Below are 19931 nucleotides of genomic sequence, written 5' to 3' on the forward strand. Positions count from 1 at the left end.
CCTTCATATTTGTGTCTGTGTTTTGCTAAATTCTCGTACGAATGGCTCACTAAGAATGAATGGGTGTACGATAGTATGTATAATGGACATCAGATATGATAGAAAAGAGGACAGAAAGCGATGAGTCACGACGTGAATGCTCCTTACGATGTACATGTAGCATATGGACCGGTGTTTGAGCTGCTCAGCAGCTTACACACCTTTATTTGCCGCAAGGCTTACAAGAAGACCGACTTATCAGCCGGATGGGCGGAGCAAGTGAGTGGAACGCTGTCTCCAGGTTTGTCCGAATTGCTGGAGTCCATGGAAATCAATGCAGATTGGAAGGTTATTTATGGACTTGTCTATATGCTTTCTGATCAGGGGGGCGTTGAAGAGGTCGTAGACCGTTTGGAAAGCCAGACTTTACAGGAATTAAAACAACAGGCATCAGCCTATGGGATTCCGCTGCCTGACGACATGGAGAAGCTTCGCAAACTTGCTTTGCAACTGCTATCTGGCTGGGACGAAGAGTATTTTCGCCATGTGGATATAAGTATTCTAAGCGGTCTGGAACAGGAAGCTGAACGAAGAAATAAGGAGAAGGGCGTTTATAGCTCTATGGAGTGGGTGGATCGTACCACTAATGGCTTCCGGTTCGAGCCTTCCGAGGGACTGACGCGCGTGTTGCTGGTGCCTCAATACCATTTTCAGCCGATAAATATTATTTATCGATTTGGGTCGCTCCTGTTATGCCATTACTCGGCAGGAATTTATGTTCAGGAGGAAGATTTTTTATCCCCACAGGAATATCGAATGATCCGAAGCTTGGGGGAGAAGAGCAGGCTTAGGATTTTAAAATATTTGTATCAAAGCCAGTCTCCACGAACCTTTATTGAGATTGTCCGTCATCTCAAGCTGTCCAAGGGAATCACGCACGACCATATTTTTAAGCTCCGGGCCTCCGGCTTCATTCATGCACATTTTGATGGAGAAACATTACTCGGATATAGCGCACGGCTTTCGGCTGTGGATGAAATGCATCGGAGCATTTTTGGCTATATGGAGCGAAATTAGGCTGCACGCACCCGTCAGACTTTAACACTTTAAACAAATAGACGTCGATCATTTGGAATCCAGATGAGTTGACGTCTTTTTTTTACATAAAAAATGTAGTTCTCCCTTTACAGAACCCCAATAAATTCCTATAATGAGGTTTATCTTCTTAATTACAACTTGTTCTATCGGAATTTAATAATTTAACTCGGGGGGATTATGTTGAAAAAGAGTATTATTTTACTTAGCAGTCTACTTCTGGCGAGCTCTATTTTGCTGGCGGCTTGCTCTAACGGTGGACCGGACAGCTCCAACAATGCTACTGCCCAAAATAATGGGGACACACAGACAGCTACTACAACGCAGCCATTAACAAGTTTGGTAAAGGCTTCTGATATGTCCAAATTGCCGGAAGTGTCCAAAAAGAGAAGCGACACGATTATTGTGGGTCTGACTGACCCAGCCGGGGTGTTTACTCCGTATTTTAACCAAAGCGGCTATGACGGCAACGTGATTTCGCAATTGTGGACTCCGCTGGTCACAGTAGACGAGAAGGGGCTTCCGCTGCCCAATCTGGCTAAGAGCTGGGATATTTCTAAAGATAATCTAACGTATACATTTCATCTGGTTCCCGGTACTAAATTCAGTGATGGCTCCCCTTTGACAGCAGAAGATGTCGCTTTTACTTGGACGTTGATCTATGACAAAGCCTATCCTGGCGACAGTCAAATCCGAAAGCTGAACATTAAAGGCGGCAACGCCTATACGGAAGGCAAGGCAAAACAAATTGCAGGAATCAAGGTAATTGATGCGCAGACCATTTCTGCGACGTTGGAAAAACCTAACGCGTTGGCTCTGCCGATTCTGGGTGAATATGTACTGTCCAAAGCCTACTACGGCAAGGATTATAAGTTTGGACAGCTGGATTATTTTAAGAATCTACATAGTAGTCCTCTGGGGAATGGGGCTTATAAGCTGGAAAAATTTATTCCGGGGCAAGAAGTTCGTCTGGAGGCGAATGATCACTTTTTCAAAGGCAAGCCGAAAACACAGCATTTCATTTACAAAACAGCAGAAGGCGATGCTTGGCAGTTTATTGAAACGGGCGATACCGACTTTGCATCCTTCACCGCAACTCAGGAAAATATTGACAAACTGAAAGGGCTTGGCTTTTTAAACATTTTGCCGTATACCCCTAGCACTTACGGATATTTGCAAGTAAATCTTGAAAATGAAAAGCTTAAGGATAAAAAGGTTCGTCAAGCATTGACCTATGGACTAGATCGGAAAAGTATTTATGTCGACGCAGCTCAGGGAGCAGGGGCGGTCGCAAACATTCCAGCTTCCCCAATATTCTGGTCTTACACGACCGATGGAATCAATCCATACAACTACGACCCGGAGCAAGCGAAAAAGCTGCTGGATGAAGCGGGTTGGGTGGAAGGTAGTGACGGTATCCGTGAGAAAAACGGTCAGAAGCTGACCATTCACCTGCTGACCTCTAAACGTCCAGAAACAGACACCTTTATTGCGCTTGCGGCTGAAAATTACAAAGCGATTGGTGTTGACCTTCAGCCGGAAATCTTTGCAGACTTTAATGCAATGGTAGCCAAAGTAGAAGGTAAAGATTATGATCTCGCCGCCTTCTCGACAGGCATGCTGACAGATCCATCGGATGGAATCGAGCAATTCGTCAATGGAGAAGTCAAGGGATATAACAATCCAAAGGTAAAAGAGCTATATGAAAAAGGCTTGTCTACGACGAATATGGAAGAACGCAAGAAAATATATAAAGAATTATATGTGCTGCTAAACGATGAACTGCCCGTTATTTTTACCAACTATAAGAAGACGGTGTATGCCTACAATGGTCGGATGGAACATGTAAAGGTCAGTCCGTTCATTGGCTTGTCTGGTAATTTGTTCGAATGGTCCCTTAAATAAGCCACATTTGCGGGCCCCTTGTGAAGAACATCAGGTTCGGATCAAGGGGCCTCCCAAATGGGGGAAACGTAATGAGTAGCCTGACCTTGAATTGAAAGGAGTCTGTCATGAGCTCGTTTTTAACGAAAAGACTGACGTATATGGTTATTATTTTGTTGGCCGCATCGATGATGATTTTTTTCCTGTATGCCATGACACCGGGAGATTTCATTAGCGGCAATCTGAAGCTGTCGCCAGAGAGAAAGGCGGAGCTGAGGGAAATTTACGGCCTCAATAAGCCTATTCTTGAACGCTATGGAAATTGGCTAGGCAATGCGCTGCATGGCAATTTTGGCTATTCGCTTGCCCAGCAGAAGCCGGTTCTGACCTTATTTAATGAATATATCTGGAACTCGTTTTTGCTGGCCGTTATATCGACCTTCCTGACCTGGTTTATCGCGGTCATTATTGGTGTGGTTGCTGCTTATAAGCAGTATTCATGGTTTGATACTTTGGTAATGATAGTGATTTTCGCTGCCATGTCTGTGCCCTCTTTTTTTATCGGGCTGTATCTGATTAAAATCGCAGCGGTTGACCTGAAGTGGTTGCCACCCGGTGGCATGCTCAATACGGGCAGTAACGCTACAGGTATGGAGTATGTGAAGGAGGTTCTCCAGCATATGACCTTGCCAGTGATCGTTATGACGCTGCTGGGACTGGGGTCGTTGACCCGCTACTTCCGTAGCAATATGATCGACGTGATCCAGCAGGATTATATACGCACAGCCCGTGCAAAGGGCTTAAAGGAAAGAAAGGTACTTTTTACGCACGCATTGAGAAATGCATTACTGCCTGCCATTACGCTCGTTGGCTTCGAATTACCTGCGCTGTTTGGCGGGTCCCTGATTATTGAAAAGATTTTTAATTGGCCGGGAATCGGTCAGTTGTACATGCAATCCTTTTCGCTCCGGGATTATCCGCTACTTATGGGCTTTACGATGCTAATTGCCCTATTGAGCGTGATCGGGACACTATTGTCCGATATTTTATATCGCATCGCGGACCCGCGTGTGAAAGTGTAAGAAGGGGGCTAAGGAATGTCATCCGTGAGCAGTAATTTGAGCAAGAGCAACGGCAGACTGCAAGCAACTGTTAAATCTTCAATGTGGCAGCAAGCGCTCCGGCAGCTGTTCAGAAACAAGCTTGCTATGGCTGGTCTGCTCGTCGTGGTATTTATGTTTTTGCTCTGTTTTATCGGCCCGTTATTTTCTCCTTATTCCGATAATAAAACAAATATATTAATGATGAACAAGGCGCCAAATATCCATCACTGGTTAGGAACAGACAAGCTGGGACGGGATGTGCTGACACGTGTGATGCAGGCAGGTCAAATTTCTCTTACCGTGGGTTTGGCTTCCATGGTATTGTCAGTCTTTTTGGGGGCTACGCTGGGGGTCATATCCGCATATTTTCGCGGGATTGCAGATCAGATTATTATGCGCGTTGCTGATTTGCTGCTGACAATTCCCAGTTTGCCCCTGCTATTTATTATGGGCGCGCTGCTATCTGACTGGAAGGTTCCACCCGATCAACGGATGTATATTGTCATGCTGATGCTTAGTCTGGTCAACTGGCCGGGGATTGCACGGATGGTGAGGGGCCAGATGCTTAGTTTGCGGGAACGTGAATTTATGCAAGCCGCGACGGTACTGGGACTCTCGAATCGTCGAAAGCTGTTCAAGCATCTGTTGCCGAATATTTTACCGTTGTTGATCGTTATCGCTACATTGAATATTGGCGGAGCTATCTTGAGTGAATCTGTACTCAGCTTCTTTGGTCTTGGCGTGCTACCCACGACACCAACTTGGGGCAATATGATTGATGCCGCTAACAATGTGCTGGATTTTCAGCAACGACCGTGGTTGTGGATACCGCCAGGACTGTCTATTTTTGCTACAGTCATCGCTATTAATATTTTTGGTGACGGACTGCGGGATGTACTTGACCCGAAACATAAGAGGTAGGTGATCATACACCATGGACAATTTACTTTCCATTGAACATTTAAGCACTCATTTTTATACAGAAGAAGGAACGGTTAAAGCGGTGGATGATATCAGCTTCCGTGTGAAGCCGGGAGAAACGGTATGCATTGTCGGTGAATCGGGCTGCGGTAAAAGTATTACTGCGATGTCGATCATGGGTCTTATCCAGAGTCCTGGTGGTAAAGTAGCAGGCGGCAACATCCGTTTTGAGGAAACCGATCTGCTAGAGCTTAGCAGAAATGAGATGCGCACGATTCGCGGGCATGAAATATCCATGATCTTTCAGGAGCCGATGTCTTCATTGAATCCAGTCATGACCATTGGTGAACAGCTATCCGAACCACTGATTGAGCATTTGAAAATAGGCCGTAAGGAAGCTCGTAAGCGAGCACTGGAGCTGATCGAACAGGTCGGTATATCCCGACCGGAGCAGATATTAAAAAGCTATCCGCATGAACTGAGCGGAGGAATGCTGCAGCGCATTATGATTGCCATTGCTGTTTCTTGCAGTCCCAAGCTGCTTATCGCGGATGAGCCAACCACAGCGCTGGATGTAACGATTCAGGCGCAGATTCTCGATATGCTGCGTGAATTTAAAGCCCAATCCAATATGTCGCTCATGCTAATCACTCATGATCTGGGTGTTGTCGCCGAAATGGCTGATTACGTCATAGTGATGTATGCAGGCAAGATCGTCGAGGAAGGCGAGGTGGTACAGCTGTTCAATCATCCCAAGCATCCTTATACACAGGGGTTACTAAAGTCCAAACCGGTGCTTAATCAGCGCCAAGAGGAACTGTATTCCATCCCCGGGCAGGTACCTAATCCGCTGGAGCTGACGACTTCCTGTTATTTTCACGACCGCTGTGGGTATTGCATGGACATTTGCCGTATAAAAGAGCCTACATTAAAAGAAGTTTCAGCTCAGCAGAAAGCATCCTGCTGGCTATATGAGGAGGCGGTTGTTCATGGCTGAGCCATTGTTGGAAATAGACCGCTTAAAAACATACTTTCCCGTGAAGTCCGGGTTTATGAACCGTACTTCAGGACATGTGCGGGCGGTAGACGATATCAGCTTTACAATCCGTCAGGGTGAAACCTTCGGGTTGGTAGGGGAATCGGGGAGCGGTAAAAGCACGGTGGGCCGCACGATTGTTAGATTGACGGATAAAACGGACGGTACCGTAAAATACAAAGGGGTGGATCTGCACAGCTTGTCTGCCAAAGCGATGCAGGAGCTTCGTCCTAAAATTCAGCTGATCTTTCAAGACCCGTATAGCTCGCTGAATCCGCGTGTACGGATTGGTGATGCCATTGGTGAGGCGCTACTGGATCACGGTATAGCTACCAAAGAGGAGGTCCGGCAGATTGTGCTGGACGTGCTCAAGCTATGTGGATTGTCCGAATATCATATCGACCGTTTCCCCCATGAATTTTCGGGAGGTCAACGTCAACGGATCGGCATTGCCCGAGCGTTGGCGCTTCAGCCGGATCTAATTATCGCTGATGAGCCGGTATCAGCGCTGGATGTGTCCATACAGGCGCAGATTATTAACCTATTCGCCAAATTGCAGGCCGAACGCGGTTTGACATATTTGTTCATCTCGCATGATTTGAGCGTGGTGGAACATTTGTGTTCCCGTATTGGCGTGATGTATCTAGGCTCTATGGTCGAAACAGCTTCGCGTGACGAGTTATTCGGCAATCCGCTGCATCCGTATACGAAGGCGTTGCTGTCGGCTGTGCCTATTCCGGTGCCGAAGTTGAAAAGAGAACGAATTTTGCTCAAGGGGGATATTCCTAGTCCGGTTAATCCGCCTTCGGGCTGCAAATTCCATACTCGCTGCCCCTTTGCCATCGGGCGTTGTTCTAAAGAGATTCCACTCTATCGTGAGGCACGTCCAGATCACTGGGTAGCTTGCCATTTGGCTGAATGAACAGAGCTAGTCAACAAATTTTAAAGCCGTTGAAACGGCAGACCGATCACAAGAGTGAAAGGGGTCTACTGTTTCAACGGCTTTTTAATGTTGTTGTGATTCAAACCGCTTGGGTTGACAACACGCTTGGAGCAGCGTTATATTAAATAGTAATCGTAATTATTACTATTTATGATGTGAAATCATGTTCATATCCGTGTTCATCAATCTCGTGGTAGTGATGGTGAACCTTCATGATTGGCATATAACACAAGGAGGAGCTTTACATGGCCAAGAAGTCAAAAGTCGTAAAAGAGAAGAAACGCCAGGAAATTGTAGCTAAATATGCGGACCTGAGACGTGAATTGAAAGCAAAAGGGGACTACGAAGCTTTGCAAAAGCTTCCGCGTGACTCATCTCCAACACGCCTGAAAAGCCGTTGTGAGCTGACAGGAAGACCCAGAGGATACTTGCGCAAATTCAAGCTGTCTCGTATCGCGTTCCGCGAGTTGGCACATCAAGGCCAAATTCCAGGCATTACGAAATCAAGCTGGTAAACAGGCACTTATGTTGATCGCCAGCGCATGTAGATTATCTGTGTTGTTAACCTGAGGGTATGTCTGATAGAAGGCTGTAACGGGAATGCTTCATGTCGTAGGGTGACATGGGGCATTCCTTTTCCATGGAAAATATTATCGTTTGTATTGATTCTCCTCAGCTGGTTAGGTAGAATATGGACGGGTTAAAAATAATACATAACAAACGATGATATAACAGATTATGTATACCTCAGGAGGAGCTACAAGATGGAAGTGAAACAGAAAGAGGACTCCTTTTGGAGTATGGTCAAAAAAGGAAACAAATCTTCGGGCTCAGCGGCGTTAGGTAATACCGGCATTGCCTTGATTAAGGGGATTGCTTTTGCCTTGACAGGTAGTGGTTCTATGTTTGCTACGATGATGCATTCCATTGCGGATGCAGTGAATCAAATGTTTGTGTTCGCGGGCAGTGTACTAGCAGAGAAAAAACCGACAAAACGCTTTCCTACCGGCTTTGGACGGGTGATTAACCTGTTCTGTATGGTTGCCGTTATTGTCGTAACGATCATGGCCTATGAAACCGCATTGGAAGGCATTCATTTGCTTCAGCATCCGGCTGAATCTACACATGGATTTTGGATTAATGTAGTAGTGCTGATTTTGTCACTAGTGGTGGACGGATTTGTATGGAGCAAAGCGATGAAAGAAGTGCTGCATGAATCCAGAGTAGAAGCGAAGGGGCTAAGCATTTTCACCACTGCGTTCCGCCACGTGGGGCGTGCTGCACCGCCAACCCGTCTGGTATTTTATGAAGATTTGGTAGCAACAACGGGGGGAGTACTCGCCCTGCTAGCAGTGGTGGTCACATCGCTGACCGATTTTAAACTGTTGGACGGTATTTCAAGTATTCTCATCGGTTGTCTGATGGTCGGTGTTGCTTTCCGGGTCGGTTACGACAACATGGTAGGTTTGATCGGTGTATCTGCTCCTCCTGATATCGAGGAACGTGTGGCTTCCATTATTCTAGCAGACACACATGTTACGGATATTTATCAAATGCGTATTTTGCAGGAAGGACGCTACTATCACGTGGAAGGGTTGATTGAGCTTACACCGGGCATGACGCTGGCAGATGCTGACGATATTAAATTTAGAGTCGAGGACGCTTTGCTACGTGATCCTAATATCTCAGATGCAGCACTGGGTATTCTGGAGGATGACGGAATTAAAAACTGGAAACCAGAAAAGCCAAAGGTCTAGAAACGATAAATCCAGGCCAATCTGGACTCAGTCTGGCAAAAGAGTAGAACAAGAACTTCCATGACTACAGCAACGTGGCGTGGAGGTTCTTTTGTGTTTTGCGGTATTGTTTTTCTACCCCTTTGAATTTAGGATGATTGTTAGATACAATGAAAGCGTTAACAAAAAAGAGGGTGAAACGAATGCTTCTCATGGGGAGGAAAGGCAAATGAGTCTTCTGAGGGAGGCTTGGCCTGCTTCGCGGCTCGTTAAGGCGCTGGCTGGTACTATGCAGGATTCAGCAAGGCAACGGTTAAGGAGTAATTGGACAAAAAGGCTGCGGACGACTGTCTCTGAGCCGATATACGCCGAGTTTTGGAAGGATATTGAGCGTGCCTGTAAAGATAATCGGGAAACATCATGGCCTGAACTGCCGTTGTCTCTGTTTCGGGAATTTGCGAATACAGGGGAGCGCAAACCGTATGAGGATGTGTACTTTGGACGGCGTGGACGACTGGTTGCTATAGTGCTGGAAGCGGTTGTCAAGCCGGAGCCTCGAAAGATAAAAGCGGTGGAAAGCGGTCTGCTGGACATATGCAGCGAGTACACCTGGGCGCTTCCTGCACATGTCAATGAAGAGGACACAGTAACACCGCCTTGGCAGCAGGTGGATTTATTCACGTCCGAAACAGCACAAATGCTGGTTGAAATTTTATTGCTGCTAGGAGAACAACTGGCTAGCCATGTGGTCGCTCAGGTGCACGAAGAGATCGAACGTCGTGTACTGGAACCCGTTTTTTGGCAGCCTCGTCATTTTGGATGGGAAACCGCAGATCATAACTGGTCGGCAGTATGTGCTTCGGGTTGTGGAATTGCAGCATTGCTGCTGGTAGAAGATGACTTTTCCAGAGCGGTAGCCATCGAGAGCATGCTGGGCGCACTGGATTGTTTTTTGGCAGGCTACAGTGAGGACGGGGGATGCCCCGAAGGCGTAGGATACTGGGTGTACGGCTTTGGTTATTTCATTTATTTTGCCGATATGCTGCGTGAGTTTACCGAAGGAGCAGTGGATATTCTGAACTCGGAAAAGATTAGGCAAATCGCAGCCTTTGCAGAGCGGGTTCATCTGTCGGATGGCATTTTTGCTAATTATTCGGACAGTAGTGAAACGGAACGTTTGCCTTCCGGACTCATCTCTCATTTGAATTCATTGCAAGAACGACCATCTACACTCCCTTTCTGCGTACCTGGTCTGTTGGAAGACCCCTGTCGCCGCTGGGCTCATGTATTGCGTAATCTGGTCTGGACGAATCCTTTGGCATTTGGGAGCGGTGAGACCGTTGCCAATTATTTGCCGCAACTTGGTTGTCTGATGTGCCGCAGCCGCAGTTCCAGCCATAGTGGATATGGAAGCCAAAAGGGTGAATCAGGTATCATGCTTGCATTTTCAGCGAAGGCTGGGCATAACAATGAACCGCACAATCATAACGATCTTGGACACTTCATCCTTCATGGTGGTGGCGAAAATCTATTGTGTGATCTGGGAGCAGGCTTATACACGAAGGCCTATTTTTCACCGGGAAGAGAGTCGATTATCAATATCTCCTCCGGAGGTCACTCCGTGCCTGTCATCAATGGGACTATGCAGCAATCGGGCGCAAAGGCAAAGGCGGTTGTACTGGATATTGCTTTGGATGAGCAGGAGGAGGTACAGCCAGGCACAAGACTTAAGCTTGATTTGACATCTGCTTATCCCGTAGAAGAATTGGCAGTCTTCACCCGCTCCTTCACATGGACTGTGCTGGAGGGAAGCAAGGGAGCAAGGCTTACCGTCACAGATCATTTTGAGTTTGAAACGTCTGGCGTTAGCATGAAGTCATGGGATGTGGAGGAGCTTTTCATCAGCCGCATTCAGCCTAATCTGGGAGCAAACTTCGTGGAATGGAAGGGAACGAGCGCGGTCGTCAGGCTAGATTATGATGCCAGCGTGCTGCGGGCGGGGGTGGAGGCTGTGAAGCACATAGATCATGACGGAGTTCCCTTTGTGTTTTATAAAACATCGCTGCAGCTGGGCTCCAATCACTGGAACGGTTCTGCAAGCGTAGATTGCAATCTGTTTTTTACCATACATTAATTTTCATTTTGAATGGGAGGCAGACAGGATGAATAAGCTGCAGACAGGCAGCGCGTACCCTTGGCAGACGGAACTGGAGAGATTTATAGAACAGGTGGAAAGCGCACCGAACCAAGTGAATGACGGATGGACTCACCAACATAAGCTGGCCGTGCTGGAAAAGCTGGTTCGCGCATATGCCCTGCATCAGGATGAATCTGGAGCTATCATTGACCTCCATTCTGAAAGTGAACGGTACTACTCCACCCCGTCCTATGCGTTCGCTGCGGCGGTATTGGTCAAAGAAGGCCGGCATGATTTACTGGAATCTGCTGCTGCGGCCTTGACGCATAGCATAGCTTGTGTAGTGGAGGAAAAAGCGCCCGATCACCACCCAGACTTTTTTCCAATTATGATGATGGGAGCGTATCGGCTCCTTAAAAATTTGCTGCCAGAACAAGCCACGGCATGGAAGCAACAACTGAGCAGAATTCAGCCGGAGCAGACCTACATTTTTACGATGAGCAAAATGAAAAACCCGAACCGGATGATCAACTGGAATGCAATTATGATTTCCGGCGAGTTTTTGCGTGCAGCGGAAGGAATTGCAGCCGATTCGGAATGGATGGAGAAGTATATCCGAAGCTACCATTTGCCTCGTTTTACCGGTTTGGGCCTGTATCAGGATGGACCGCTGGATCGGCCCAATAGCCCATTTGCCTACGATATCGTTACACGCTTCCATCTGGGCGTGATGCTGGAGAATGGATATGATGGCAGCTGCGCACTCGAACTGCGTGACCACCTTCGCAGGGGGGCGCTCAGCACATTACTGGCGCTATCCCCGCACGGGGAAATTCCGCCGCGTGGAAGAAGCGCGCAGCATCAGTGGAACGAAGCGGCTGCTGCCTTTGTCTTTACAACACATGCTCAGCAGGCTATTACGGCAGGAGAGCATGGGCTTGCAGGTGCGTTCCGACGGGCAGCAGATTTATGCTGGCAAGCGATTAGCCGTTGGCAGACCGATGACGGCAAGCTGCACATCGTCCGCAACCATTATTCGTCCGAGGCACGGCATGGCTTTGAGGTGTACTCGAATCATACCTGCTACAGTCTGTGGACGGCGGCTGTGCTGGCCCACACCCTTCTATATGGGGAGGAGATGGATCGCATTTCTCCAACCTTCGTCCCGGCGGAAATCGGCAGCCGGGTGTTGGCAACGGATGGCTGGTTCCAGACTGTCATTGCAGCCGTAGAGGGGCAGCAAATGCTTGTGCAAACATCGGTCAACGACCCGTATAATGTTCCGGGCATCGTGCGTATTCAGCAGTCTGCGCTGCCGTCGCTGATCGGTCCGTCCTCAGCAGGTCATGCAGACCGCGGCTTTACAGGCTTCGCGGAGGGAGATATTTTCCCGCTGAGCTATACCCCGGCCTGGCAAACGGAGGACGGAAAGTGGCACAGTTTGTCGGAAGGTATTCCCGGTACGTTGGAGTTCGATCGGGATGGAGGGATTGACCCGCAGGATGGTGGAGGAACCGTACAGATGGAACAAAGCTCAGTGTTTGACGGAGCAACGAATTTTACACTCCTGTGGGAAGGCCCCTTCCCGGGAGTGAGGGAAATCCGAACGCATTATCGGCAGGTACCCGGCAAAATTGAAGTGACATATGAGCTTCAAGGTAATATTCAGAATGTAGGGGCACTTATTCCCTTAATGGCGTATGACGGTCGAGAGCGCAGCGTTATTCATCATGTCATGTCAGCCGGGAAAGAAACGGAAAGCATTCGAGTAGAATACGCAGGTGCAAGCCTTGAAGTCATCCCGACGACGGATGGAACGAACGTGGTATGGCCGGAAGAATTAGCTTCAGTAGCCTGTCGGAATGGTTTACTTAAGGGAGCGCGTCTGGAATATGAAGGCAACCGCATTTCCTTTATCATTCGGTTACCTGAATAGTTAGAGCTGGAGCCATGAATATGGTTTAACATGTGGAAAAAGGAGAGGGAAAAGAAATGACGAAAGCAGAAGCGTGGCTGGAACAATCGTGGGAGCTGGCTTTGGATAAGACCCTTGCCTTAGCGGCAAGACTGGGGGACGCTTTTCCACATGTTGCTGAGGGTGGACGTTATGATAATCGTGAAGAAGCGTGGTGGACAGCAGGCTTTTATCCGGGGCTACTGTGGCTGACCAATCGGGCGCGTCCTGACAGTGTGGCTGCCGGGATTGCACAGCGGTGCGAGGGTCGTTTGGAAAAAATACTCTATAATAGCGAAGCTGTAGACCATGATCTTGGCTTTATTTGGCTGCTCAGCGGTGTAGCCGCCCATCGGCTGACCGGAGATTTAGAGTCCAGAAGACGCGGGGTGTTGGCTGCCAATCTGCTGGCTGCCCGTTTTAACGTGAATGGCCGTTTTATTCGCGCATGGAACTTCCCCTCGAAGGACATGGATACACGGGGCATTGCGATTATAGATAGTATGATGAATCTACCCTTGCTTTATTGGGCTTCGGAGGAAAGCGGAGATCCGCGTTTTGCCGCTCTCGCTATGCAGCATGCAGATACCGTAGCACGTGAATTTGTCCGCTCGGACGGTTCTATCGCACATGTGGTCGAATTCGATCCGGAGATTGGAAAAAAGGTCGCCGAGCATGGTGGACAGGGATTTGCTCCCGGTTCTGCCTGGGCACGTGGCACGGCTTGGGCATTGTATGGTTTTACGCTTTCGTATGGGTACACGCGCGATTCGCGTTATTTGAAGGTGGCCGAGAACACGGCTGATTTTTTCCTGTCCCAACTGGGCGATGCTTGCCTGCCTGTGTGGGATTTTAGAGCAGAAGAAGAGCACCGAGGGGCATGGGATTCATCGGCTGCGGCGATTGCAGCCAGTGGTTTGCTAGAGCTGGCAAAATATTCGACACGTGCGGAGCATTTTACAGAAGCTGCAGAATCTATACTCAAGGGCTTGCATCATACGTGTACGGCGTGGGGCGAGGAGCATGAGGGATTGCTGATGAATGGGACTGTACATTATCCTGAGCAAAAATACATCAACGTTCCCATTATCTATGGCGATTATTTCTTTGTCGAGGCATTGGCAAAGCTGCGTGGTGAAGAAGGTTTGTTTAGTGTTGAATGCAAAAAAATATAGTGAGTAAGATGATCCGGAACAAGCTCATTCGAGCTGAGCTGTTGCTTGTCAAATCCACAGAGTAATAGTGAGGCAGCGTGTATGTAATCTCATTTACATATACGCTGTTTTTTTATGCACAAAAAAAGACTTTATTTAATTCGATGCCAAAGTACTACTTATAGAGGGGGAAGAGATTGTAGCTGCGCTTATTTTGTACCCAATCAAAGAAAAATCATTGTATATAAGATCTTAATTCCTAAAAATTTTCATTTTAATGCATGGAAATAGGTCCTTTTACTTGTTTAAGAGTTTTATTCGTAAATTGACAATATAGGTAGGTAACCGTATGATATCATCTTGTGTAAAGGAATAAACTGGATTTTAAATATCGTTTCAAAAGGAGTTATACATATCATGACAGGAACAAGTGATACTGAAAGACGGATGTACGGAGGATTCTGGATAAGAACAGCCGCGTTTTTGATTGATTTGATCATCCTTACTGGCATAGTCCTTTTAGTAGGGGGAGCAATTAACATTATCCCAGATCTTCTGGGTATAAAGGAGACGGGTTTCATACAAGTGCTGCTTATGGTTTGGCCGCTGATCTTATGGCTCGTAGTACCATGGCTTTACTGTGTGTTATGGGAATCATCGAAGGTAAGAGCAACACCGGGTAAGCTTGTGTTCTCTTTAATTGTTGTAGACAAGGAAGGAAAGCGTCTTGGATTCTTGCATGCCTCAGGACGTTATTGGATTAAAGCCGTTTCTTTTGTGATTTTACGTCTTATATATATTGTGGTCGCTTTTACTGCGAAGAAACAGGGAGTCCACGATCTTTGTACCAATACCTTTGTTGTACATAAAAAAGAGTTGCAGCGATACAATCAGCAATCGTCTTTTCTGTAAGTACGGAGGAGATCACCGATTATTAAGGAAAGCTTAGTAGTCTTTGATTTTCAAAATAATGGGGGAACATGAATTCATGCGACAACGAAAATGGATATTTTGTTCAGTTGTAGTCCTGCTGCTGTTCGTAGTGGTTGCGGGTTGTACGAATAAAGGACATTCTGGAGAGATCAGCTCTGAAGATGCTAGAAAAGAGCAGCCTGGAAGCACTTATTTGGAGAACTTGCAGGCAGATCTGCCACAACCCACTGAGGCGCAATTTTCCACGCCCGAATTGGTGGTAGAAGCCTTTTTTGAAGCTGTAAATGATCATAACTTCGACAGTGCGTTAAAATGTTTTCCTATTGTGGAAAAGTATCGTGCGAATACAGTAGATAATCATTTCAATTTGCTCCATACCTATGAGCTTCAAGCAGGTGCTCCCATTCCTTCCTTTGAAAGCCATAACTTTTTAAAAAGCTTTATCGAATATGAACAGTATTGGGAGAAATTTTATATGTTACTGTTCCTAAACTCAAATCCGGATATGGTGGGCAAACGTATCGTTATGGGAGAAGCGAATGCTGCTATGGACCTAAAGAAAATCAAGGAAATGAAGGTGAGTAGCACGTACTCTAAGCCTCAAATAATATCGAGTCATAGTGAAAAGAACAAAAATGTTATAGAGCAGACTATGAATATACAAGAAATAAGGGTGCTTGAAGTTAAGCTTTATATAGATGGAGAAGAACAAAACCATGTATTAATAAGCGTGGGGAAAATTGGATCTAATTGGCGAATCTTAAACATGAGTTAAGGAGAACGAGCTTCTGCTTAATGCATATTCATCAATCAACAAGAAACCAGCTAATGCTTGTAATACATTAGCTGGTTTCTTTTATTTTGTCATGATAATTTTCTTCATTTACTATTACGGAAGAAACAGACATTTCTCAAAAAATTTCCATCGTAGATGTCTATGTAGCTTTCTTTATGAAATATTAATATAACGTAGCATCTCACCGAGACGAAAGTATGCCCCTTTATTTTAAAGGGAATCTTATACCGACATAAAAAAAATATAAGCTGCTCTTACAGTTTTCATGTTCTTTTTAGCTTGTTTTGCGTTATAATGAAAGGATGCACATTATGAACGAATTGGAGGCACAGCCCGATTGACTACTTACCCTTTTGCCTTTGATCCGTCCAAGCCGTTTATTGAGCAGGCAAGTGACTGGATTGCGGATGTATTTTATGAAGTTTTGCCTGAAGTCGGCTTTGAGGTTCGGGATGAACAAATTTATATGGCATTCCAGCTAGAACGTGCCTATAAGGAAAAAAAGACCATTTTTGCAGAAGCAGGTGTGGGTACTGGTAAAACGCTGGTATACCTGCTGTACGCTATTGCATATGCCCGATACATGAGAAAACCGGCGATTATCGCCTGTGCAGATGAATCGTTAATTGAACAATTGGTAAAGCCGGAAGGGGATATCGCCAAGCTGGCACAGCATTTGAGTCTGACGATTGATGCCAGATTGGGGAAGTCGCCAGATCAGTATATTTGCCTGAATAAGCTGGATGAGGTGCGAAGCGGACTGGATGAGGACGCAGATGTTTTCCGTGATATCTATCAGGATCTACCGGATTTTGTTCATTTTCCAGATACGTTACAGTCCTTCACTCCTTACGGGAACCGAAAGGAATATCCTGAGCTAACAGATGGACAATGGAGCAGACTCGGATGGGATGTATTTCAAGACTGTCTCGTTTGCCATCAGCGGCATCGTTGTGGTCAGACGTTGTCTCGTGATCATTATCGCAAAGCGGCAGATCTGGTCATCTGCTCTCATGATTTTTATATGGAGCATGTATGGACCTACGAAGCGAGAAAGCGCGAGGGTCAGTTGCCGTTGCTGCCGGAGCACAGCTCTGTTGTTTTTGACGAAGGGCATTTACTGGAGACAGCGGCACAAAATGCGCTTACTTACAAGCTTAAGCACGCTCAGTTTGAGTCTATAATTACCCGACTGCTGGAGGGAGAAGTGCGAGAATCTCTGGCAATGACGATTGAAGATGCAATCTCCCAAAGTGAGGCTTTGTTCGCTGCACTAGATAAGAACAGTCAGCCTGTCCAGGGTTCTAATCGCAAGGAGTTCATCCTGAATGAGTCACTGACTCGAGAGGTAAACCGCTTTGGAGAACTGATCGGCATGATCGAGGAAGAGCTTGTATTTGAAAGCGGACTATTCTCTTTGGATGAGTATCAAGTCAAAATTGTGGAAGAACATTTGGAAATGATTCAAACCGCGTTGGCTTTGTTTAAGCGTCCTGAACTTCTCATTTCGTGGGTGATGGAGGATCAGGATGGATTAACGCTTGTGGTTATGCCGAAGATGGTAAAAGAGATTCTCAAAGAGCGAGTATTTGCGCAGCATATACCGATCGTATTCTCTTCAGCTACGCTTTCCGTAGAAAGCTCTTTTGACTATATGGCGCAGAGTCTCGGTATTGAAAATCCGCTAACGTTCTCTGTTGCTTCACCTTATGACTACAGCGATCAGATGCAAGCTGCACTGTACCCGTTGCAAGCGGGGGATGATCCAATCCAGAGAGCGCTGGCACTGCTGGAGAAATCGCAGGGAAGAGCGCTTATCCTGTTTCCTTCACAGGAGGAATTGGCTGCATTCCAGACGGGTCTCGTTGCTTACCCGGAGGCGTCTGCCTATCGTTTTCTGTACGAAGGTTCGGCTGAAATCAGCCATCTGATCTCAGCTTTTCAGAATGATGAGGAAAGTGTGTTGTGCGCTGTCACATTATGGGAAGGATTGGATATTCCTGGACCTTCTCTGTCGCACGTTATTATCTGGTCACTGCCATTTCCTCCGAATGATCCGGTTTTTACGGCTCTGCGCAAGGATGCAGCAGATCCGTTTATTCAGATAGATATGCCTCACATGGCACTTAGACTCAGACAAGGCATAGGGCGTTTAATTCGTTCGCGCAATGATCGGGGCTGGATATCCATCATGGGCCAGGATTTGAGTCGTCAAGAAGTACGTATACAAGTTGAACAACTACTGCCTGCAGGCGTAGAATGCACCGTAATTGAAGGAAACCCGGAGGGAATAAAAACATGTTGAACTTTACAGCGTACACCGTAGATCAGATTAAAGATGCTTTTGGTATTTTGACTGGACAGCGTTATGAATTTATCATTGATGTAGAGGTAGAGGAGGACGACGAGCTATACACTGAAAACGGACTGTATATCCGTTGTCTTTATTTAGTAGACGAAGAAAAGACAGGACTGCTGAAGTATGAATTAATTGAAAAAGTAACGAATCATTACATTGATCTTGAACTTGAAGAGGATGAGCTGCAAGCTGTTGAGAACTTCTGTAAAGAACATGTACAGGATGAAATAGTGAAGTAACAGTAAGACACTTAGCTAGTACAGCTGGTATATAGCTAACATATGATGAAGATATCAAGGAGTCCTGACATGATCAGGCTCCTTTTTTTTATGGTCAAATGAAGAGAACTTATCTGCTCTAGCGCAGTCTGTCCCACACATTCACCATAAACAGCATAATCCCCCCTGCGAGTAACACCCACCCTATGACGATCCAAACTTCAGTCTCTGGAACCTTATAATTTTGACCTATAAGCGCCAATATCAACACGGGCAGACCGATATTATGCATCCAAAAATGGATATGTGCCAGAATAGTAACTGAAAGTGCGGGAAAGGCCACATAGATCAGACCTATGATTCCAAGCGTTGTCCAACCTAATAAATAGATATTAGACTGAATATTGGACAGACTGTAATCACCCGACACGCCAATAATGGCACTAAGCAGCACACTGAGGGCAAAATATACGGCAGCTATCTTTAGAAATTGCTTTCCCATATATGAACTCCTCCTTATGTTGCACGGGAAATATTTTGTGACATCTTCTCTATCCTATCGAGCAAGCAGGCAGGGGGTGTGGGTATTGTGACTGGTCCATTTGACAAAAGCTTCAAATACACATAAAATCTTATTGCATCAATACTTACCGCATTACTATGTTTTCTTGGAGATGATAGCGAACTTCTCCGACAGTAGGCGTTAATTTTTGACCATTGGTTTATTTTGGATTCGCCATTAAAAGGAGCTTGAAATTATGAATGTATATCAAAATACCCTTGAACTCATCGGACGTACGCCATTAGTGGAGCTGAACAGCTATTCTCTACCGAGAGGAATTCGCCTGTTTGCGAAGCTGGAGTTTATGAATCCCGGCGGCAGCGTAAAGGATCGGGTGGGTAAGGCTCTTATTGAAAAAGCATTAAAAACAGGTCAGCTGAAGCCAGGTGGGACATTAATTGAAGCAACAGCAGGCAACGCAGGTATTGGTCTTGCGATGGCAGCACTTCATTATAATATCTCGGTTATTTTTGCTGTGCCTGAGAAGTTCAGCCAAGAGAAACAGGACCTGATGAAGGCATTGGGAGCACGCATCGTTCATACCCCGACGAGTAAGGGGATGAAAGGAGCTATCGAAAAAACAAAAGAATTGGCTGCTGAAATAAAAGATGCATACTTGCCGCAGCAATTCAGTAATCCGGATAATCCCGAGGCATACTATACGACAATGGGACCTGAAATATGGAACGATCTGGACGGCAAAGTGGACGTATTTGTGGCAGGTGCAGGCTCGGGGGGAACGTTTATGGGAACCTCGCGTTATCTTAAGGAACAAAATGCAGCCCTTAAAACAGTCATCGTGGAGCCGGAAGGGTCCATTTTGAATGGCGGCGAGTCAGGTCCACATAAAACGGAAGGAATTGGCATGGAATTAATTCCTGAATTTGTGGATAAAGGATATTTTAATGCCATCCATACCATTAGTGATGTCGATGCTTTTGGCCGTGTCAAGGAACTGGCTGCACGTGAGGGTCTTCTCGTTGGCAGTTCTTCAGGGTCTGCTTTACATGCCGCTTTACTGGAAGCAGAAAATGCACCGGATGGTGCACATATTGTTACCATTTTCCCGGATAGCAGCGAACGTTATCTGAGTAAAAAAATATATGAAGGCGGGATATAAA

The 19931-nt window shown here is 46.3% G+C and carries 17 protein-coding genes; 16 read left to right on the top strand and 1 reads right to left on the bottom strand.

Translation table 11 applies throughout. The annotated features are described in order from the left end of the window. Nucleotides 1–120 precede the first annotated feature (120 nt). From NSQ68_RS11145 to NSQ68_RS11215, 15 genes are all read left to right on the top strand, one after another. Entirely contained in the window at nucleotides 121–1056 is a 936-nt protein-coding gene (locus NSQ68_RS11145; protein WP_029519125.1) for an ArsR family transcriptional regulator, read from the top strand. Nucleotides 1057–1254: 198 nt separating this feature from the next. Continuing rightward, nucleotides 1255–2979, top strand: a complete 1725-nt coding sequence (locus tag NSQ68_RS11150) for an ABC transporter substrate-binding protein (RefSeq protein ID WP_342428838.1) — start codon at nucleotides 1255–1257, stop codon at nucleotides 2977–2979. A 107-nt stretch (nucleotides 2980–3086) separates the two neighbouring features. Next, nucleotides 3087–4040 (top strand): ABC transporter permease, encoded by a 954-nt coding sequence (locus tag NSQ68_RS11155; protein WP_342428839.1) that lies wholly within the window; start codon nucleotides 3087–3089, stop codon nucleotides 4038–4040. Nucleotides 4041–4055: 15 nt separating this feature from the next. Then, nucleotides 4056–4982: an oligopeptide ABC transporter permease gene (opp4C, locus tag NSQ68_RS11160; protein WP_029519128.1), complete on the top strand. Its 927-nt coding sequence runs from the start codon at nucleotides 4056–4058 to the stop codon at nucleotides 4980–4982. A gap of 13 nt (nucleotides 4983–4995) precedes the next feature. After that, nucleotides 4996–5979 (top strand): ABC transporter ATP-binding protein, encoded by a 984-nt coding sequence (locus NSQ68_RS11165; protein ID WP_340932056.1) that lies wholly within the window; start codon nucleotides 4996–4998, stop codon nucleotides 5977–5979. Next, entirely contained in the window at nucleotides 5972–6940 is a 969-nt protein-coding gene (locus NSQ68_RS11170; protein WP_069010207.1) for an oligopeptide/dipeptide ABC transporter ATP-binding protein, read from the top strand. Before NSQ68_RS11165 ends, NSQ68_RS11170 begins: the two co-directional genes overlap by 8 nt. 266 nt (nucleotides 6941–7206) lie before the next feature. Beyond that, a complete protein-coding gene (rpsN, locus tag NSQ68_RS11175; protein WP_029519131.1) occupies nucleotides 7207–7476 on the top strand; it encodes a 30S ribosomal protein S14 in 270 nt (89 codons plus the stop codon). A 249-nt stretch (nucleotides 7477–7725) separates the two neighbouring features. Further along, nucleotides 7726–8718: a cation diffusion facilitator family transporter gene (locus tag NSQ68_RS11180; RefSeq protein ID WP_029519132.1), complete on the top strand. Its 993-nt coding sequence runs from the start codon at nucleotides 7726–7728 to the stop codon at nucleotides 8716–8718. Between the two features lie 208 nt (nucleotides 8719–8926). Beyond that, nucleotides 8927–10831, top strand: coding sequence for a heparinase II/III family protein (locus tag NSQ68_RS11185; RefSeq protein ID WP_342428840.1), 1905 nt, complete (start codon nucleotides 8927–8929; stop codon nucleotides 10829–10831). Nucleotides 10832–10859: 28 nt separating this feature from the next. Next, entirely contained in the window at nucleotides 10860–12770 is a 1911-nt protein-coding gene (locus NSQ68_RS11190) for a glycosyl hydrolase (protein WP_165147264.1), read from the top strand. Between the two features lie 56 nt (nucleotides 12771–12826). Continuing rightward, entirely contained in the window at nucleotides 12827–13963 is a 1137-nt protein-coding gene (locus tag NSQ68_RS11195) for a glycoside hydrolase family 88 protein (protein ID WP_165147261.1), read from the top strand. Between the two features lie 396 nt (nucleotides 13964–14359). Beyond that, complete coding sequence (locus NSQ68_RS11200) at nucleotides 14360–14854, top strand: RDD family protein (protein ID WP_029519136.1); 495 nt, start codon at nucleotides 14360–14362, stop codon at nucleotides 14852–14854. Nucleotides 14855–14930: 76 nt separating this feature from the next. Beyond that, the gene (locus tag NSQ68_RS11205) at nucleotides 14931–15650 is read left to right on the top strand and encodes a hypothetical protein (protein ID WP_029519137.1); all 720 of its coding nucleotides are present in this window, start codon (nucleotides 14931–14933) and stop codon (nucleotides 15648–15650) included. 358 nt (nucleotides 15651–16008) lie between these two features. Beyond that, the gene (locus tag NSQ68_RS11210) at nucleotides 16009–17976 is read left to right on the top strand and encodes an ATP-dependent DNA helicase (protein WP_029519138.1); all 1968 of its coding nucleotides are present in this window, start codon (nucleotides 16009–16011) and stop codon (nucleotides 17974–17976) included. After that, complete coding sequence (locus tag NSQ68_RS11215) at nucleotides 17970–18269, top strand: DUF6509 family protein (protein WP_029519139.1); 300 nt, start codon at nucleotides 17970–17972, stop codon at nucleotides 18267–18269. Before NSQ68_RS11210 ends, NSQ68_RS11215 begins: the two co-directional genes overlap by 7 nt. 118 nt (nucleotides 18270–18387) lie before the next feature. Here the strand turns inward: NSQ68_RS11215 and NSQ68_RS11220 are convergent, their stop codons facing one another. After that, entirely contained in the window at nucleotides 18388–18750 is a 363-nt protein-coding gene (locus NSQ68_RS11220; protein ID WP_069010202.1) for a hypothetical protein, read from the bottom strand. A gap of 256 nt (nucleotides 18751–19006) precedes the next feature. On the opposite strand from NSQ68_RS11220, the gene NSQ68_RS11225 reads away from it, so the two are divergent. Further along, entirely contained in the window at nucleotides 19007–19930 is a 924-nt protein-coding gene (locus NSQ68_RS11225; protein ID WP_318626576.1) for a cysteine synthase family protein, read from the top strand. Nucleotide 19931 lies beyond the last annotated feature (1 nt).

The sequence above is a fragment of the Paenibacillus sp. FSL L8-0158 genome, from assembly GCF_038592965.1.
Taxonomy (GTDB): domain Bacteria; phylum Bacillota; class Bacilli; order Paenibacillales; family Paenibacillaceae; genus Paenibacillus; species Paenibacillus polymyxa_D.

Excerpts from the sequence above, each read along its gene's own strand:
- NSQ68_RS11220 (WP_069010202.1), bottom strand. The coding sequence starts at position 18,750 with ATGGGAAAGCAATTTCTAAAGATAGCTGCCGTATATTTTGCCCTCAGT.
- NSQ68_RS11190 (WP_165147264.1), top strand. The coding sequence starts at position 10,860 with ATGAATAAGCTGCAGACAGGCAGCGCGTACCCTTGGCAGACGGAACTG.
- opp4C (WP_029519128.1), top strand. The coding sequence starts at position 4,056 with ATGTCATCCGTGAGCAGTAATTTGAGCAAGAGCAACGGCAGACTGCAA.
- NSQ68_RS11200 (WP_029519136.1), top strand. The coding sequence starts at position 14,360 with ATGACAGGAACAAGTGATACTGAAAGACGGATGTACGGAGGATTCTGG.
- NSQ68_RS11185 (WP_342428840.1), top strand. The coding sequence starts at position 8,927 with ATGAGTCTTCTGAGGGAGGCTTGGCCTGCTTCGCGGCTCGTTAAGGCG.
- rpsN (WP_029519131.1), top strand. The coding sequence starts at position 7,207 with ATGGCCAAGAAGTCAAAAGTCGTAAAAGAGAAGAAACGCCAGGAAATT.
- NSQ68_RS11180 (WP_029519132.1), top strand. The coding sequence starts at position 7,726 with ATGGAAGTGAAACAGAAAGAGGACTCCTTTTGGAGTATGGTCAAAAAA.
- NSQ68_RS11165 (WP_340932056.1), top strand. The coding sequence starts at position 4,996 with ATGGACAATTTACTTTCCATTGAACATTTAAGCACTCATTTTTATACA.
- NSQ68_RS11225 (WP_318626576.1), top strand. The coding sequence starts at position 19,007 with ATGAATGTATATCAAAATACCCTTGAACTCATCGGACGTACGCCATTA.
- NSQ68_RS11195 (WP_165147261.1), top strand. The coding sequence starts at position 12,827 with ATGACGAAAGCAGAAGCGTGGCTGGAACAATCGTGGGAGCTGGCTTTG.
- NSQ68_RS11155 (WP_342428839.1), top strand. The coding sequence starts at position 3,087 with ATGAGCTCGTTTTTAACGAAAAGACTGACGTATATGGTTATTATTTTG.
- NSQ68_RS11215 (WP_029519139.1), top strand. The coding sequence starts at position 17,970 with ATGTTGAACTTTACAGCGTACACCGTAGATCAGATTAAAGATGCTTTT.
- NSQ68_RS11145 (WP_029519125.1), top strand. The coding sequence starts at position 121 with ATGAGTCACGACGTGAATGCTCCTTACGATGTACATGTAGCATATGGA.
- NSQ68_RS11150 (WP_342428838.1), top strand. The coding sequence starts at position 1,255 with ATGTTGAAAAAGAGTATTATTTTACTTAGCAGTCTACTTCTGGCGAGC.
- NSQ68_RS11205 (WP_029519137.1), top strand. The coding sequence starts at position 14,931 with ATGCGACAACGAAAATGGATATTTTGTTCAGTTGTAGTCCTGCTGCTG.
- NSQ68_RS11170 (WP_069010207.1), top strand. The coding sequence starts at position 5,972 with ATGGCTGAGCCATTGTTGGAAATAGACCGCTTAAAAACATACTTTCCC.